We start from the raw sequence: 15,746 nt of genomic DNA, 5'->3' as shown, positions 1-15,746 counted from the left end.
CCCTCGAGGAGGGGAGAGGGGCCCGGCCGCAACCGCCTCCGCCCCCGGGCAGCGCCCGGTGTGCCCGCCACCGGGGGGCAAGTGCTCGGGAGCGCAACCGAGCTCGGCCCCCCGATGCCGTCAGTGGCCGACCATCGTCAGCGCCTGGTCGAGTGCCTGGAGGAAACGGTTCGTCGTGACGCGGTCGCGCACCGCGAGCCGCAGCCACTCGTCGTCCAGGCCCGGGAACGTGTCCCCGCGCCTGGCCGCGAAACCGAGCCGCCGCAGTTGCTGCCGCACCTGCGCGGCGCGCCGCACCCGTACGAGGACGAACGGCCCCTCGGCCGCCTCCACAGCCCGGACCTCCTCGAACTCGGCCAGCCCCGCCAGCAGATGGGCACGGTCCGCGGCGATCCGCAGCGATGCCGCCTCCGCCTCCGCCAGCGCCGCCGGGCCCATGCACGCCTCCGCCGCGACCAGCGCCGGCGTCGAAACCGGCCACAGCGGTTGCGCCCGCTCCAGTGCCGCGATCGTCCGCGGCTCCGCCAGCACATAGCCGATCCGCAGGCCCGCGAGCCCCCATGTCTTGGTGAGGCTGCGCAGCACCACGAGGCCGGGCACGTCCGTCCGACCCGCCAGCGCCTCGCGTTCGCCCGGCACCGCGTCCATGAACGCCTCGTCCACCACGAGCAGACGCCCGGGACGGGCCAGCAGGGCTATGTCCTCCGCGGCGTGCAGCACGGACGTCGGATTGGTCGGGTTGCCGACGACGACCATGTCCGCCTCGTCCGGAACGGACTTCGGGTCGAGCCGGAAGCCGTCCTCCTCCCGCAGCAGCAGCCGCTCCACGGCGTGGCCGGCGTCGCGCAGCGCCGCCTCCGGCTCCGTGAACTGTGGGTGCACCACAAGGGGCCGCCGCACCGGAAGGGCCCGCGCCAGCAGCACGAACGCCTCCGCCGCGCCCGCCGTCAGCAGGACGTGGTCCTCCGGCAGCCCGTGCCTGCGGGCGACGGCGGTACGGGCGGCCCGCCCGTCCGGGTACGCGGCGAGCGAGCCCAGCGAAGCCGCGATGCACTCGCGCAGCCAGCTCGGAGGCGTGCCGGTACGGACGTTGACGGCGAGGTCGATCAGACCCGCCGCGCCGTCCCGTACCTCCGCGTCGCCGTGGTGCCGCAGGTCGTGCCCGCCGGAACGCTGCTCCGGATCCTCCGGGCCCTCGGGGTGCTCAGCGTGCCTGTACATGGCTGCCGTGCCGTGGTGGGGGCGAACTGGTCACGGAAGTCTCCTCGGTGTGGGGGCGAACAATGAGGGATCGAACGGAGGTGAACAAACGCACGGACATCATGTCCTCTGCGGCCGCGTCACGGCAGTGGTCGAAGGCGTCCGCGACCCCAGGCGGGCGATCGCGCACGTCGCACCGGCAGGCCGGCCCGACGGTGCCGACCGCCGTTTGGGGACCAGCAGTTCGCCGCCCTCCGCCAGCGCCGCGGCCTCCGCGACCGACGGCGTCCCCACCGCACGCAGTGCGGCGCGGGACGGGTTCTCCACGGGGACCCGCGCCAAACGCTCCGCGCCGTACGTCCACAGCGGAACACCCAGGCGCTCTGCGGCGCCCAGCACGCCGGGTTCCGCCGCTTTCGCGTCGACGGTCGCCAGGGCCACCACGTCGGCCGCCGGCAGCCCCGCGTCGCGCAGCGCCTCCTCAACCAGGCCGTGCACCTCGTCGGCCGGCACACCGCGCGACGCGCCGACACCGACGACCAGGCCCCTGGGCCCTGCGTCGGAGCCGGCCGCCGGCCCGGTAGCCGAGCTTGCCGTCGGTCCCGTCACGGGCCTTGCCGTCGTGCCGTCTGCCCGTCCGGTCACGGGCCCTGCCGCCATGCCGTCTGTCGGCCCCGTCGCAGACCTCGCTGGCGTACCGGCTCCGGACCTCGCCCTCGCCCTCGCACAGTCCGTCGGCCCCGTCACGGGCCTTGCCGTTGTGCCGTCTGTCGGTCCGGTCACGGGCCTTGCCGTTGTGCCGTCTGTCGGTCCGGTCACGGGCCTTGCCGTTGTGCCGTCTGTCGGTCCGGTCACGTTCGTGCCGTCTGTCGGTCCGGTCACGGGCCCTGCCGCCGTGCCGTCTGTCGGCCCCGTCGCAGACCTTGCCGTCGTACCGGCTCCGGACCTCGCCCTCGCCCTCGCACAGTCCGTCGGCCCGGTCGGGGAGCCTGGAGTCGTCCCGGCTCTCGGACCGGCCGCGGTGCCACCCCGCGTCTCGCCCACGACATCGCTCACTGGACGGCTCCCCTGTCGTCGGCCGGCGGCCCTTCCGGCCGTGGCCGACGCCCCGTCAACCGGGTGAACCGGACGCACAGCGATGTGCGGGAGCGCCCCGGGATCGGCTAGCAAGGGCGCATGGCGGTGATCGTCGCGCTCGGCGCGTTCCTGATGACGCTCTTCGGAGGCTGGACGGCCGGTCGCGTCACCGACCGCCGCCACCTCGTGCTGGGCCTTGCCGGAGGGCTGATGCTCGGCGTCGTCGGTCTCGAACTGCTGCCGGAGGCGCTGGAGGCCGCGGGCGGACCGGTGCTGGGCGTGCCGCAGGCCCTGCTGCTGTTCGTCGGCGGCTTCCTCACCGCGCACATGGTCGAACGGCTGCTGGCCGTACGGCAGGCGGCGCACGGGGCGGACCACCGCGTGCCGCAGGTGGGTCTGACGGCGGCCGCGGCGATGGTCGCCCACAGCCTGATGGACGGCATCGCGCTCGGCGTCGCGTTCCAGGTCGGCGGCGGGATGGGCGCCGCCGTGGCGCTCGCCGTCGTCACCCACGACTTCGCCGACGGGTTCAACACGTACACGATCACCAGCCTGTACGGGAACACCCGCCGCAAGGCGAACATGATGCTCCTCGCCGACGCGGCAGCCCCCGTCGTCGGCGCGGCGTCGACCGTGCTGTTCACTCTTCCTGAGGATCTTCTCGGCAGCTACCTCGGCTTCTTCGGCGGTGCGCTGCTCTACCTGGCCGCCGCAGAGATCCTGCCCGAGGCGCATCACGAACACCCGGCCCGTTCCACCCTGTTGTGCACCATCGGGGGAGTGGGCTTCATCTGGCTGGTCGTCGGTGTCGCCGAGTGACACCGTGAAGGAAGCCGTCGCCTCCCCGGGTCTTCCTCCGCTCATGTGCCGCACGCCGCCACGAACCGGGCGGCCACCTCCGGCCGCGACGCCCAGTGCGTGTGCAAGTAGCTGGCGTGCACGCCCCCCTGCACGAAGCCCTCGACCCGGCGCTCCGGCCGCACCATGCCCCACGCGGGCACCGGCCCCGCGCCCGGCTCCAGCACCGTGCGGTGGAACTCGTGGCCCCGCAGCCGTGTTCCCGCCGCCGCGAGCGGGCTGTCGCTCACCGCGACGGCCTCCCGGTAGCCGAGCGTCAGCCGGCCCGACATGCGCGCGTCGGCGTCCAGCACACCGCACATCGGCCTGCCGTCCAGGGACCTGGCCAGGTAGAGCAGCCCCGCGCACTCGGCCGCGACCGGCGCGCCCGAGCGCGCCAGTTCGGCCACCGACTTGCGCAGCGGCTCGTTCGCGGACAGCTCGGGCGCGTACACCTCCGGGAAGCCGCCGCCGATGACGACACCGCTGGTCCCTTCGGGGAGTTGTTCGTCGCGGAGCGGGTCGAAGGCCACGACCTCGGCCCCGGCGGCGCGCAGCAGTTCCACATGCTCCGCGTACGAGAACGTGAACGCGGCGCCGCCGGCGACCGCCACCACCGGCCGCACGGCCCCGGCGCCTGCGGCGGTGGACGCGACGGCGCCCGCGGCCGGCGGCCCTGCCTCGAAAGCGGGCTCCCATGCCTCCGCGTGCAATGGGGGCGCGCTGCGCGCCAGCGCCAGCAGCCCGTCGAGATCGCACCCGGCCCGCACCTGCTCGGCCATCGACGCCACCGCGTCCACCGCCTCCGCCTGCCGTTCGGCGACCGGCACCAGGCCCAGGTGACGCGACGGCGTCGCCACCTCGGCCGCCCGCCGCAGCACCCCGAGCACCGGCACGCCCGATCCGCCGAGGGCCTCCCGCAGCAGGTGCTCGTGCCGGTCGGTGGCGACCTTGTTGAGGATCACCCCGCCGATCCGTACCTCCGGGTCCCACGACGCGAACCCGTGCACCAGCGCCGCCACCGACCGGGACTGCGACGAAGCGTCCACCACCAGTACCACGGGGGCGCGCAGCAGCTTCGCGACCTGCGCGGTCGAGGCCAGCTCGCCCTGGTCGGCGGCTCCGTCGTACAACCCCATCACGCCCTCGACGACAGCGAGTTCGCAACCGTCGGCGCCGTGCCGGAACAGCGGGGCGATCAGCCCCGTGCCGCACAGGTACGCGTCGAGGTTGCGGCCCGGACGGCCGGTGGCCAGCGCGTGGTAGCCGGGGTCGATGTAGTCAGGGCCCACCTTGTGCGGTGAGACCGTGAGACCGGCCGCCGTGAACGCGGCCATCAGGCCCGTCGCGACCGTGGTCTTGCCCGCGCCGGAGGACGGCGCGGCGATGACGAGTCGTGCTACCACTCGATGCCCCGCTGGCCCTTCTGACCCGCGTCCATCGGGTGCTTGACCTTCGACATGTCGGTGACCAGGTCGGCGAAGTCGATCAGCTTCTGCGGCGCGTTGCGGCCGGTGATCACCACATGCTGGGTGCCGGGCCGCCCGCGCAGCACCTCGATCACCTCGGCGGTGTCGATCCAGCCCCAGTGCAGCGGGTAGGCGAACTCGTCGAGCACGTACAGCTTGTGCGTCTCGGCGGCGAGGTCCCGCTTGACCTGCTCCCAGCCCTCACGGGCCTTGTCCTCGTTGGACTGCTCGCCCTCCGCGGGGGCGCGCTGGATCCACGACCAGCCCTCGCCCATCTTGTGCCAGGCGACCGTGCCGCCCTCGCCGCTCGCGCCCAGCACCTTGAGCGCGTTCTCCTCGCCGACCTTCCACTTCGCCGACTTGACGAACTGGAACACCCCGACCGGCCAGCCCTGGTTCCAGGCCCGCAGCGCCATCCCGAAGGCGGCCGTCGACTTGCCCTTGCCGATGCCCGTGTGCACGAACACCAGCGGACGGTTGCGGCGCTGGCGGGTGGTGAGTCCGTCGTCCGGTACGACGGACGGCTGTCCCTGCGGCATTACGCGGCCCTCCTTGTGGCGGATACGTCCCGGACGTCCTTGACGAGCCCGGCGATCGATTCGGCCCGCAGTTCGTCGAGAGTGACGGCGCTGCCGCCCAGCTCCCGCGCGAGTGTGCAGGCCAGGCCGAGCCGCACCGGCCCGGCCTCACAGTCCACGACGACGGCCGCGGTTCCCTCCGCGGAGTGCAGCCTTGCGGCGCGCAGGGCCGGCGCGAACGCGTCCCCCGACCCCGCGGCAGTGGCCCGTCCGTCGGTGACCACGACCATCAGCGGACGGCGCGACGGATCACGCAGCCGCTCGATGCGCAGCACGTCGTGCGCCTTGAGCAGTCCCTGCGCCAGCGGCGTACGGCCGCCCGTCGGCAGGGACTCCAGCCGGGCCGCCGCCGCGTCCACCGAGGACGTGGGCGGCAGCGCCAGCTCCGCGCCCTTGCCCCGGAAGGTGATCAGCCCCACCTTGTCGCGCCGCTGGTACGCGTCGAGGAGCAGCGACAGCACCGCGCCCTTGACCGCGCCCATCCGCTTCCTGGCCGCCATCGAACCGGACGCGTCGACCACGAAGAGCACGAGGTTCCCCTCACGCCCCTCGCGGGTCGCCTGCCGCATGTCGTCCCGGCGGACCACCAGCCCGGGACCGCTGCGCCCGCGGGCGCGCTGGTGCGGAGCGGCCGCCTGCACGGTGGCCGTCAGGTGCAGCTTGGTGAGCGCGCCCTGGGGCCGTCGTGCGCCGGTGGTACGGCCGTGCTCGGTACGCGCCCGCGACCTGCGTCCCGCCGCGCCCTCGCCCAGGCCGGGCACGCTGAGCATCTTGGTACGGAAGGGCTCCGTGGCGCGCGCGGGCTGCTGCTCCGCGCCCGCGCCCGGCGCCCCTTCCGGTGCCTGACCGGTCTCGGGCGCGGACCCGGCCGCCTCACCGCTGTCCGGTCCGCCGCGCTGCGGCGGCACCCCGCCGCCTCCGCCGTCGGGCCCGCCCTCCGGACCGGGATCCGGGTCGTTCGGGTCCGGGTCCCCGTCCGGCCCGTCGTGCCCGCCGAACTCGTCCAGCGTCTCGTCCAGTTTGCTCTCGTCCAGGCCGGGCGCGTCGAAGGGGTTGCGCCGCCTGCGGTGCGGCAACGCCAGCAGCGCGGCCTGCCGAACGTCCTCCTCCACGACCTCGTCCCGTCCGGCCCACGCGGCCAGCGCGGTCGCCGTACGGGCCATCACGATGTCGGCACGCATACCGTCCACCTCGAACGCCGCGCAGGTAGCGGCGATCTGACGCAGCGCCACGTCACCGAGCACCACGCGCGGCAGCAGCTCCCGCGCCGCCACGATCCGCCCGCGCAGCGCCTCCTCCTCACCGGCCCAGCGTGCCGCGAAGCCGCCGGGGTCGTCGTCGTACGCGAGCCTGCGCCGTACGACCTCCACCCGCTGGTCGGGGTCGCGGGAGGCCGCGACCTCCACGGTGAGCCCGAAGCGGTCCAGCAGCTGCGGCCGCAGCTCGCCCTCCTCGGGGTTCATGGTCCCGACGAGCAGGAAGCGGGAGGCGTGCCGTACGGAGACGCCTTCACGCTCGACGTACGAAGCGCCCATGGCGGCGGCGTCCAGCAACAGGTCGACGAGGTGGTCGTGCAGCAGGTTGACCTCGTCGACGTACAGCAGCCCCCGGTGCGCGTCCGCGAGCAGACCGGGCTCGAACGCCTTCACGCCCTCGGCGAGCGCCCGCTCGATGTCGAGCGCCCCGACGAGCCGGTCCTCGGAAGCGCCGACGGGCAGTTCCACCATGCGCGTCGGCCGTGCCACTCCCGGCCCCGCCTCGTGCGGGCCGTCCGGACACGCCGGGTCCGGGGCCGTGGGGGCGCAGGAGAACCGGCACCCCGCGACCACGTCGACGTCCGGCATGAGGGAAGCGAGCGCCCGCACGGCGGTCGACTTGGCGGTCCCCTTCTCGCCGCGCACGAGCACGCCGCCGACCGCCGGACTGACCGCGTTGAGGAGCAGGGCCAGCCGCAGGTCGTCCATCCCGACGACCGCGGTGAACGGATAGGGGGTGCTCATCGCCTGATCACTCCTTCGCTGGAGCCGCGGAGCGGCTCGCCTGTGCCCTGCAGGATTCGCCGGCGGGCCGATTGCCCGGCGACCGCTCTCACGGCGCGCCCGGAGGGATGAACGGCAGTCCCGCCGGCGCCCCTTCCTCGATCAGCCGCATCAACGCCCCCGTGTCCGCGTGCTCTTCGATCAGATCCCCCAGCCGGTCCAGCTGCTCCTCGCGCAGCGCGTCGAAGCACGTGTCCGGCGCGGGCACGAAACGGCGGCCCGCCTGTGCGGCGACCTCCCGCAGGAACGCCCGCCGGAAGCCGTCGCTCTCCAGCGACCCGTGCCAGTGCGTGCCCCACACGGCGCCCACCCGGCAGCCGTCGAGGAAGGCGTCGCCGCCGAGGACCTCCGCGACGCCGTGATGGATCTCGTATCCCTCGACGCGTGTGCCGAGCGCCTCGCCGACGGGCCGGGCGAGGGTCTTCTCCGGCGCGAACCGCACCCGTACGGGCAGCAGTCCGAGCCCGTCGACCGCGCCGGCCCTCGACTCGACGTCGTCCTCGATGTGTTCGCCCAGCGCCTGGAAGCCGCCGCAGATGCCGAGCACCGGCCTGCCCTCGGCCGCACGCCGGACCAGGGCGTCCGCGAGGCCGCGCTCACGCAGCCACGCCAGTGCCTTCACCGTGCCGCGCGTGCCGGGGACCACGACCAGGTCGGCGTCCACGAGCTCCTCCGCCCGGTCCACGAACCGGACCACGACGCCCGGTTCCGCCGCCAGCGCGTCCACGTCCGTGAAGTTCGACATCAGCGGGACGGCGCACACCGCGACGCGCAGCACGTCCTCACCGACGGGCGCGGCAACCACCGACTCCCGCACGGCGCCGCGCAGGGACACCCGCAGCCCGTCCTCCTCGTCGATACCGAGCCCGTGCGCGTACGGCAGCACCCCGAACGTCCGCCGCCCGGTCAGCCCGAGCAGCATCTCGAGCCCCGGCTCCAGCAGCGACACGTCACCGCGGAACTTGTTGACCAGGTAGCCCGCCACAAGGGCCTGGTCCTCGGGGCTCAGCAGCGCCGTCGTACCGAAGAACTGGGCGAAGACACCGCCCCTGTCGATGTCCCCGACCACGAGCACCGGCAGCCTGGCGGCCCGTGCGATGCCCATGTTGACGATGTCCGTGCGGCGCAGGTTGATCTCGGCGGGACTGCCCGCCCCCTCGCAGATCACGGCGTCATACGTGCCCCGCAACTCCTCCAGGCACGCCATCACCGGTTCGAACAGCTCCCGCTGCCGGCCGCCGTGGTACCCCTTGGCGCTCAGCTCGCCGACCGGCCGGCCCATCAGCACCACCTGGCTGGAACGGTCGCTGCCCGGCTTGAGGAGGACGGGATTCATCAGCGCGGTCGGCTCCACCCGTGCGGCCTGCGCCTGCATGGCCTGCGCCCGCCCGATCTCCGCGCCCTCGCGCGTCACGAACGAATTCAGGGACATGTTCTGCCCCTTGAACGGCGCGACCTTCACGCCCTGGCGCACCAGCCACCGGCAGATCCCGGCGGTCACGACACTCTTGCCCGCGTCCGAGGTGGTCCCGGCGACGAGCAGCCCCCCACCGGTCATGCCGGCCTCCCTCCGCCGCGGCCCTGCCGCAGCACCCGCCCCGCCGCGCAGACGGCGAGGGTCAGCAGGCCGACCCGGCGCGAGAGCCGCACCGCCCGTCCGATGTCACCGAACTCCACCGCGCGCCCGGCCTCGTTGAGCACCGGCCGGTGCTCAACCCGCCCGCCGTACGAGAGGGATCCGCCCAGCCGCACGCCCAGGGCGCCCGCGAACGACGCCTCCACAGGGCCCGCGTTGGGGCTGGGGTGCTTGGCCGCGTCCGCGCGCCAGGCCCGTACGGCTCCGCGCCGGTCCGGGCCGCAGACGGCCGCCAGGGCCGCGGTCAGCCGGGCGCCGGGCCATCCGGCGACGTCGTCCAGGCGGGCCGACGCCCAGCCGTACCGCAGGTAGCGGGGGGACTTGTGGCCGACCATCGCGTCCAGGGTGTTCACCGCCCGGAAGCCGACCAGCCCGGGCACGCCCGCCAGCGCCCCCCACACCAGGGCTCCGACGACCGCGTCGGAGGTGTTCTCCGCGACGGACTCGACGACGGCGCGGGCGATCTGCTGCTCGTCCAGGGCCTGCGGGTCGCGTCCGCAGAGGTGGGGCAGCCGCTCGCGGGCCGCTTCGACGTCGCCTGCGGCCAGCGCGTCGCCGATGGCCGTGGCCTCCCGCCCCAGGGTCGTACCGCCGACGACCGCCCAGGTGGCGGCGGCGGTCAGGGCGAGGGACGCGGCGGGGGAGCGGCGTACGGCCCGGGAGGCCAGCGCGGCGGCCGCGACGGCGCCACCGGCGCACACAGCGGTGTGCAGGGCGCCCCGGCCGCGGTGGTCACGCCAGAGGACACGCTCGACGGCGCTCGCGGCCCGTCCGAACGCGGCGACCGGATGCCCGCGGCGGGGATCGCCGAGGAGCAGGTCGCCGGCGAGGCCGGCGGCGGCGCCGTACACGAAGACTCGGTCGGCACGCATGGGATCAGCGATCCCAGGGGTGGTGTCCGACGGACAGGGCTGTACCGCGGCCGGGCATGCGAAAAGTCCTCACTCAGGGTCCGCGCCCTGGTTCGACGTGACCGGCGGTGAGAGTTCCTGGCTCCCCGGGACCGTTCATCCCGGGTGACAGTGGCGGGACCGCGCCGGATTCGCACCGGACTTCCTCTTCTGCCGCCGTTGTTGGCCCCGGCAGTCCACCACGCCCGCGAACGCCCGTCAACTCACCCTTGACCTGCGGCGGGACAGTGTGCCGAGCCCCACACGGGCGGACACACGACGCCCGGGCCGCGAACACCCGGGGGTGCTCGCGGCCCGGCCGTCGAAGGGCGGTGCGGTCGTCAGACGACGATGAGGTAGATCCCGTAGGACACGGCCGCCGCGCAGAGCGCGAAACAGGCGTACGCGCCGGTGCGGGCCAGTGCGCCGGAGCCTCCGGCCCGGGCGGCCGCCTCCTGCTTGGTGAGGCCCACGATGCCCAGGGTGAAGAGTCCCACCAGCGCGACGGTGGCGACGAGGCTCACGCCGAAAACGGAGCCGAGAGCAGTCCAGTCGATCTTCATTCCGTTACTTCCTTACACCGTGGCCGGGCGGGGCGACTCGGTCTCGGGTTCGGCCGGGGCCGCGATGGTGGCCTTCAGGTCACCGGCGGGCGGCGGGGTGACGGCCGCGATGGCGGTCGTGACGACGCCCGCGGGCTCCTCCTCGACGTCGTTGACGTTGGTGTGGTCGACGACCTGACGGCGCGAGATGAACCAGATCGCGACGCAGGAGGCGACGAGGAAGACGGCGACGGCCGCGACACCCCAGTCACCCTGCTTGGTGACGTACTCGGAAGCCGCCGCGACGAGACCGGCGGCCGGCAGGGTCAGACCCCAGGCCACGAACATCCGGGTGGCGGTGGACCAGCGGACCACACCGCCCTTGCGGCCGAGCCCGGCACCCATGACGGCACCGGAGCACGAGTGCGTCGTCGACAGGGAGAAGCCGAGGTTGGAGGAGGCGAGGATCACGCTGGCCGCGCTGGTCTGGGCGGCGAAGCCCTGCTGCGGCTGGAGGTCGGTGAGGCCCTTGCCCATGGTGCGGATGATGCGCCAGCCGCCGAGGTAGGTGCCGAGCGCGATGGCCACACCGGCGGAGACGATGACCCACATCGGAGGGTTGGAACCGGGGGCGACCACGTTGCCGGCCACGAGGGCCAGCGTGATGATGCCCATCGTCTTCTGGGCGTCGTTGGTGCCGTGCGCCAGGGAGACCAGGCCCGCGGAGGCGATCTGCCCGGCGCGGTAGCCCTTCGCCGTGGCCTTCGGGTCCGTCTTCTTGCCGATCTTGTACGTCAGCCGGGCCGCCAGCATCGCGGCGAGGCCGGCGACGAGCGGCGCGGCGACGGCCGGGATCAGGACCTTGGTGACGACCACGCCGCCGTTGACGCCGCCGAAGCCGACCGAGGCGACCGTGGCGCCGATCAGGCCGCCCATGAGGGCGTGCGACGAGCTGGACGGCAGGCCCACCAGCCAGGTGGCCAGGTTCCACAGGATGGCGCCGACGAGCGCCGCGAAGATGACTTCAGGTGTGATGCCTGATTCGTCGACCAGTCCACTGGAGATCGTCTTGGCGACCTCCACGGAGAGAAAAGCACCGACGAGGTTCAGAACGGCGGACATGGCCACCGCGGTTTTGGGCTTCAGAGCGCCGGTCGAGATGGTCGTCGCCATCGCGTTGGCGGTGTCGTGGAAACCGTTCGTGAAATCGAACACGAGAGCTGTCACGATCACAATCGCGAGCAGCAGCGTGATGTGTTCCATTTACCCAGGCAATCGTTTGACGTCATTGACGCGAGGACCGTAAGCAACCTGGATGAACGGAAGGTGAACTGGGTCGGGCGCTGCGGTGTCCCCAAGTGATGCCGGGCGATTCCGCTTGTCCGTTTTCGGACCCCCGCGGCGCTCCCCGCAGCCACTCGAACACCCTCCGTGTCCCCGTGCCCGCCGGCCTCGCCTGAAAGGATCGCGGGCATGACTGATGAGGCGCGGCAGAGCGCGGTCGAACGCGCATGGCGGGAGCTCGTGGACACCGCCCGCAGAACGGCAGCAGAAGGCCTCGTGGTGGGCACCTCCGGCAATGTCTCCGTTCGGGTGGGCGAACTGATCCTCGTCACCCCGAGCGGAGTGCCCTATGACCGGCTCACCCCGCGGGACACCGTCGCCGTCGACCTCGACGGCAGACAGGTCATCGGCGACCTGCGGCCCACCAGCGAGCTGCCGCTGCATCTCGCGGTCCACCGCCACACCGACGCGGCCGCCGTCGTGCACACGCACGCCGTGCACGCCACAGCGGTCTCCACGCTCGTCCCCGAGCTCCCGCCCGTCCACTACATGACCGCCGCTCTCGGCGGCCCGGTCCGCGTCGCGGGCTACGCCCTGTACGGCACGGAGGAACTGGCCCGGAACATGCTCCACGCCCTGCGCGACCGCACGGCCTGCCTCCTCCAGAACCACGGGACCGTCACCTACGGCGCCACCCTGTCCGAGGCGTACGACCGCACGGCACAGCTCGAGTGGATGTGCCGCCTCTGGCTGACGGCCTCCTCCGTCCCCGGCCGCACCCCGACGCTGCTCTCCGAGTCCCAGCTCGCGGAGGTCTCCCACCACCTCCACGACTACGGCCAGCGCCCCGCCTAGCCACCGCGCCTCGCCGGTCGGGCCGACTTCGTCAGCCTCGCCTGCGTTCGAGGCGCGGGGCTGGTGGGGGGCCCCATGCCGCCAGGCGTCGGGGGAGGAGCCCCGGTCTCGGGAAGGGGCGGGGTGGGGGAACAAGCGACGCCCACGGGGCCACACGCGCGGCCCCGCCCACTGGCCCCCTCCCGCACCCGCCCCGACACTGGAACACGTGCGCCCCGCTACAGCGACGGCAGCGGCCGTCACCACCCTGATCGGAGTCGGCGCGGCAGCAGTCGCGGCCGGCCGCTACGCGAGCCACGCCGCCCTGCGGGCGGCCAACAGGCCCCTGCCCGGCGACCCTCGGCTCACCGTCCACGGCACACCCCCCGGCGCCGTCGTCCTGACCCGCAGCCTTGCCTCGCTGCGCCCGGGCACGTACGGGCTGCAAGGGTCCGGCGTCCACGCGGTCGTGGGAGAGGTCCTCGGCGGCGTCCCCCGCGACGCGGACACGGTCGTGCGCCGCCTCGTGCGCGTCACCGAAGGCGAACTGGAGCCCGGCACCAAGGTGCGGCTCACTCCGCAGGTCCACCGGGGAGACCCCACCGGCGCGCTCGGCATAGAACACTCCGAGGTCCTCGTCCCGGGCGAACTCGGCGCGCTCCCCGCCTGGTTCGTGCCCGGCCCGCGCTCCACCTGGGTCATCGCCGTGCACGGGCTCGGCACCACCCGGGAACACACCATGAACGTGCTGGGCTGCCTGCACGCCCTTCAGTTCCCGGTGCTGTCCCTCGCCTACCGGGGAGACTCCGGCGCCCCACGGCCCCCGGACGGGCTGGGCCACCTCGGCGACTCCGAGTGGCGTGACCTCGACGCCGCCGTCCGCCACGCCGTGCGCTACGGCGCCGAGCGCGTCATCGTCCACGGCTGGTCCGTCGGCGCCTCGATGGCGCTCCACGCCGCCGCCAACTCCGGTCTGCGGGACCGGATCAGCGGCGTCGTCCTCGACTCGCCGGTCCTCGAATGGGAGGCGACGGTGCGGGCACTGGCCGCCGCCCGCAGGACCCCCGCCCCACTGCTTCCGCTCGCGGTCCGGGCCGCACAGGGCCGCACGGGAGCACACGGCGACCGCCTCGCCGAAGCCGGCGACCCGAAGTCGCTGGCCGTGCCGACGCTGATCTTCCACGGTCCCGACGACACCCTGGCGCCCTGGCGCGGCTCGCGCCAACTCGCCGCCCGCCGCCCCGACCTGGTCACCCTTCACACCGTTGCGCAGGCACCGCACGCCGCCATGTGGAACGCCGACCCGAAGGGGTACGAAGAGGTCCTCCGGCGCTTCCTCACGCCCCTCATGTGACCCGCGAACGACCCGCCCGGGAGGGCCGTCAAGCGCCGCCCGCCGGGTTCCGTTTGGGCTTTCGGGCTGTCAACGGGAAGACTGCACCCCGTGACGTCCCGAAAGCCTGATGAGCAATTGGCGCGCAACTCCAGACTCCGTCTTGTCCGCTCGCGGTCACTGGCCACCGCGCGACGGGCCGTGACGACCCGGCGGACCCGTCCGGCGCCCCGGCCGCCGGAGGGCACACCCGCCCCCGCCGAGCTCGCGCGTCAGGCGCGGGCTGTCCTCGCCGACGCCGTCCGCATCGCCCGCTGGGCGGCCTCCGACCGCGATCCCGGCGCCACACCGCTCGCGGTCGGCGCCCAGGAACGGGCCGCTGCCGCCCTGGGCCTGAGCATGGACGAGGTGCGGGCCGGCTGGGACCGCGCCCGTCTCGCCGGCCTCGTCGAACTGCACGGCGACACGGTCCGCCCCGGCTGGCGGCTGCGTGCCTGGGACCGCGACGACATGGCCGTGCTGCGCGGCTGGGTCGCCCTCTTCGACGCCTGGTCCCTGATCCACCCGGCGCCGGGCGACGTCGCTCCGGCAGCGGTCGCCGAGGTGGTCGAGGCGGTGCCCCAGGTGCTCTCCCTCCTTCAGCTGTCGGCGGGCCCCGTGCTCACGCCCGCTCTGCTCGATCTGCTCCAGCAGCGCGTCGCCGAACTCCGCGAGGAACGCTGCGAGGTCCCCTACGGCGCCCCGGCCGAACCGCAGACCGGGTCCGGCGCCGATGAGGCCCCCGTCGCCGCCCTCCTCGACTGGGCGCTCGAAGGCCTGTCCGCCGTCGGCGCCCTGACCCTCGAGGGAGGCGAGGCGACCCTCACCCCGCTCGGCAACTGGGCGGTCTGGGTCAAGCTGGAGCAGATCTGCGTCGCCGCCCAGAGCCCCGCCGGCAACATCGAGCAGTCCGCCGAGGACATGCTCCGTGGCTGCGCCCGCCTCACCCCCGGCCCGGCCCGCGCCGAGTACCGCGCGTGGCTCGCGGCGCGCACCGTGTCGAGTGCTGTCGGAGAACTGCTCACCGTCGCCCGCGGAGAAGACGCGCTGCTGCGCGGCCTCGCCTTCGAGGCGCTGCGCGTGGTCGGCGCACCCGCCGAGAGCGAGGTCCGCGCGGCCGCCGCCGAACCGTCCCTTCGCCCTTACGCATTGCTGTGGCTCGCCGAGCACGAGGGCGCGGACCCGGAGGACGCGGCCGACGTCCTCACCCGGGAGGAAGCGACCTGGCTGTGGGTGGACACCGCCGCGGCCGTCGCGGACCACGGAGAGCCCCAACTGCTGCTGCGCCATCTCGATTCCGCTGTGCAGGGCACGGTCCCCGCGCTGCTCGAGGCGGTCCGGGCAGGTGGCCATCCCCGTACGGTGCAGGTCCTGGTCGCCCTGGCGGCGGCGCACCCGGACCCGGCCCTGGCCAAGGCGGTACGCAGGGCCGCGTTCCAGGTGCACACCGGCGGCGTCTGACCCGGCACGCCACGACCGCTGGGCGGTGAGGTCTAGGAGGCCCCCTCCGCCGCCCCCGGCGTGTACGTGCCGAAGCTCCAGATGTGGCCCTCGAGATCGCGGACCATGTAGTCCCGCGAGCCGTAGTCCTGGTCGGTGGGCGGCATCACGACGTCGGCGCCGTGCTCCACGGCTCTGCCGTGGTGGGCGTCGACGTCGTCGACGTGGACGAAGACCCCCGTCGGCCCGGCGCCCTCCATGAGCTTGTCGAACTCGCCACCGGTGCCCTTGCTGCCCAGCATCACCATGCCGTTGCCGTAGGTGAGCTCGGCATGGACCACGCCGCCGTCCTCGTTCTCGTACACCGCGTGTTCGGTGAAGCCGAAGGCCTCGGTGAGCTGTCTGATCGCGGCCTTGGCGTCCGCGTACAACAGGGTCGGACAGATGCTCGGCGACTGAGCCATCCCGATCGCTCCCTCACTTGCTCGACGACTCGGATGTGATCTGCGTCTCAGTCTGGCATCCGCCACTGACAACGGGCCTCAGCG

The 15,746-nt window shown here is 73.7% G+C and carries 13 protein-coding genes, 1 pseudogene and 1 riboswitch; of the genes and pseudogenes, 4 read left to right on the top strand and 10 right to left on the bottom strand.

Annotated elements, in window-relative coordinates:
- Positions 1–120: 120 nt before the first annotated feature.
- Both cobC and ACWGH4_RS03325 read right to left on the bottom strand, forming a co-directional pair.
- Positions 121–1,221, bottom strand: coding sequence for an Rv2231c family pyridoxal phosphate-dependent protein CobC (gene cobC, locus ACWGH4_RS03330; RefSeq protein WP_453454963.1), 1,101 nt, complete (start codon positions 1,219–1,221; stop codon positions 121–123).
- A gap of 141 nt (positions 1,222–1,362) precedes the next feature.
- Positions 1,363–1,752: pseudogene (locus tag ACWGH4_RS03325) on the bottom strand (cobalamin biosynthesis protein); the annotation flags it as partial.
- 624 nt (positions 1,753–2,376) lie between these two features.
- Here ACWGH4_RS03325 and ACWGH4_RS03320 point away from each other — a divergent pair.
- Positions 2,377–3,096, top strand: coding sequence for a ZIP family metal transporter (locus tag ACWGH4_RS03320; RefSeq protein WP_441267203.1), 720 nt, complete (start codon positions 2,377–2,379; stop codon positions 3,094–3,096).
- Between the two features lie 41 nt (positions 3,097–3,137).
- Here the strand turns inward: ACWGH4_RS03320 and ACWGH4_RS03315 are convergent, their stop codons facing one another.
- The 7 genes from ACWGH4_RS03315 to ACWGH4_RS03285 form a co-directional block, all read right to left on the bottom strand.
- On the bottom strand, positions 3,138–4,520 hold the full coding sequence (locus tag ACWGH4_RS03315; RefSeq protein ID WP_453454959.1) for a cobyrinate a,c-diamide synthase: 1,383 nt from the start codon (positions 4,518–4,520) through the stop codon (positions 3,138–3,140).
- Positions 4,514–5,122 (bottom strand): cob(I)yrinic acid a,c-diamide adenosyltransferase, encoded by a 609-nt coding sequence (cobO, locus tag ACWGH4_RS03310; RefSeq protein ID WP_453454956.1) that lies wholly within the window; start codon positions 5,120–5,122, stop codon positions 4,514–4,516. Before cobO ends, ACWGH4_RS03315 begins: the two co-directional genes overlap by 7 nt.
- Positions 5,122–7,161 (bottom strand): putative cobaltochelatase, encoded by a 2,040-nt coding sequence (locus tag ACWGH4_RS03305; protein WP_453454954.1) that lies wholly within the window; start codon positions 7,159–7,161, stop codon positions 5,122–5,124. Before ACWGH4_RS03305 ends, cobO begins: the two co-directional genes overlap by 1 nt.
- A gap of 88 nt (positions 7,162–7,249) precedes the next feature.
- A complete protein-coding gene (locus ACWGH4_RS03300; RefSeq protein ID WP_453454951.1) occupies positions 7,250–8,758 on the bottom strand; it encodes a cobyric acid synthase in 1,509 nt (502 codons plus the stop codon).
- Positions 8,755–9,708, bottom strand: a complete 954-nt coding sequence (locus tag ACWGH4_RS03295; RefSeq protein WP_453454949.1) for a cobalamin biosynthesis protein — start codon at positions 9,706–9,708, stop codon at positions 8,755–8,757. Before ACWGH4_RS03295 ends, ACWGH4_RS03300 begins: the two co-directional genes overlap by 4 nt.
- A gap of 89 nt (positions 9,709–9,797) precedes the next feature.
- A riboswitch (cobalamin riboswitch) is annotated at positions 9,798–9,943 on the bottom strand.
- A 124-nt stretch (positions 9,944–10,067) separates the two neighbouring features.
- Positions 10,068–10,289, bottom strand: a complete 222-nt coding sequence (locus tag ACWGH4_RS03290; protein WP_453454946.1) for a hypothetical protein — start codon at positions 10,287–10,289, stop codon at positions 10,068–10,070.
- A 12-nt stretch (positions 10,290–10,301) separates the two neighbouring features.
- The gene (locus ACWGH4_RS03285) at positions 10,302–11,531 is read right to left on the bottom strand and encodes an anion permease (protein WP_453454943.1); all 1,230 of its coding nucleotides are present in this window, start codon (positions 11,529–11,531) and stop codon (positions 10,302–10,304) included.
- A 210-nt stretch (positions 11,532–11,741) separates the two neighbouring features.
- On the opposite strand from ACWGH4_RS03285, the gene ACWGH4_RS03280 reads away from it, so the two are divergent.
- The 3 genes from ACWGH4_RS03280 to ACWGH4_RS03270 all read left to right on the top strand — a co-directional run bounded on the left by ACWGH4_RS03280 (position 11,742) and on the right by ACWGH4_RS03270 (position 15,219).
- Positions 11,742–12,407: a class II aldolase/adducin family protein gene (locus tag ACWGH4_RS03280; RefSeq protein WP_453454941.1), complete on the top strand. Its 666-nt coding sequence runs from the start codon at positions 11,742–11,744 to the stop codon at positions 12,405–12,407.
- A gap of 208 nt (positions 12,408–12,615) precedes the next feature.
- Positions 12,616–13,740 (top strand): alpha/beta hydrolase, encoded by a 1,125-nt coding sequence (locus ACWGH4_RS03275; protein ID WP_453454938.1) that lies wholly within the window; start codon positions 12,616–12,618, stop codon positions 13,738–13,740.
- A gap of 180 nt (positions 13,741–13,920) precedes the next feature.
- Positions 13,921–15,219: a hypothetical protein gene (locus ACWGH4_RS03270; RefSeq protein ID WP_453454936.1), complete on the top strand. Its 1,299-nt coding sequence runs from the start codon at positions 13,921–13,923 to the stop codon at positions 15,217–15,219.
- Between the two features lie 32 nt (positions 15,220–15,251).
- Here the strand turns inward: ACWGH4_RS03270 and ACWGH4_RS03265 are convergent, their stop codons facing one another.
- On the bottom strand, positions 15,252–15,662 hold the full coding sequence (locus tag ACWGH4_RS03265; RefSeq protein ID WP_453454934.1) for a VOC family protein: 411 nt from the start codon (positions 15,660–15,662) through the stop codon (positions 15,252–15,254).
- Positions 15,663–15,746 lie beyond the last annotated feature (84 nt).

The sequence above is a fragment of the Streptomyces sp. NPDC054847 genome (assembly GCF_053610925.1).
The sequence above is the reverse complement of the archived record's forward strand: the minus strand, read 5'-3'. Positions and strand labels throughout refer to the sequence as shown.

Bases quoted from the DNA above. Each gene is read 5' to 3' on its own strand.
- cobC (WP_453454963.1), bottom strand. From the start codon at position 1,221: ATGTACAGGCACGCTGAGCACCCCGAGGGCCCGGAGGATCCGGAGCAG.
- ACWGH4_RS03320 (WP_441267203.1), top strand. From the start codon at position 2,377: ATGGCGGTGATCGTCGCGCTCGGCGCGTTCCTGATGACGCTCTTCGGA.
- cobO (WP_453454956.1), bottom strand. From the start codon at position 5,122: ATGCCGCAGGGACAGCCGTCCGTCGTACCGGACGACGGACTCACCACC.
- ACWGH4_RS03305 (WP_453454954.1), bottom strand. From the start codon at position 7,161: ATGAGCACCCCCTATCCGTTCACCGCGGTCGTCGGGATGGACGACCTG.
- ACWGH4_RS03300 (WP_453454951.1), bottom strand. From the start codon at position 8,758: ATGACCGGTGGGGGGCTGCTCGTCGCCGGGACCACCTCGGACGCGGGC.
- ACWGH4_RS03295 (WP_453454949.1), bottom strand. From the start codon at position 9,708: ATGCGTGCCGACCGAGTCTTCGTGTACGGCGCCGCCGCCGGCCTCGCC.
- ACWGH4_RS03290 (WP_453454946.1), bottom strand. From the start codon at position 10,289: ATGAAGATCGACTGGACTGCTCTCGGCTCCGTTTTCGGCGTGAGCCTC.
- ACWGH4_RS03285 (WP_453454943.1), bottom strand. From the start codon at position 11,531: ATGGAACACATCACGCTGCTGCTCGCGATTGTGATCGTGACAGCTCTC.
- ACWGH4_RS03280 (WP_453454941.1), top strand. From the start codon at position 11,742: ATGACTGATGAGGCGCGGCAGAGCGCGGTCGAACGCGCATGGCGGGAG.
- ACWGH4_RS03265 (WP_453454934.1), bottom strand. From the start codon at position 15,662: ATGGCTCAGTCGCCGAGCATCTGTCCGACCCTGTTGTACGCGGACGCC.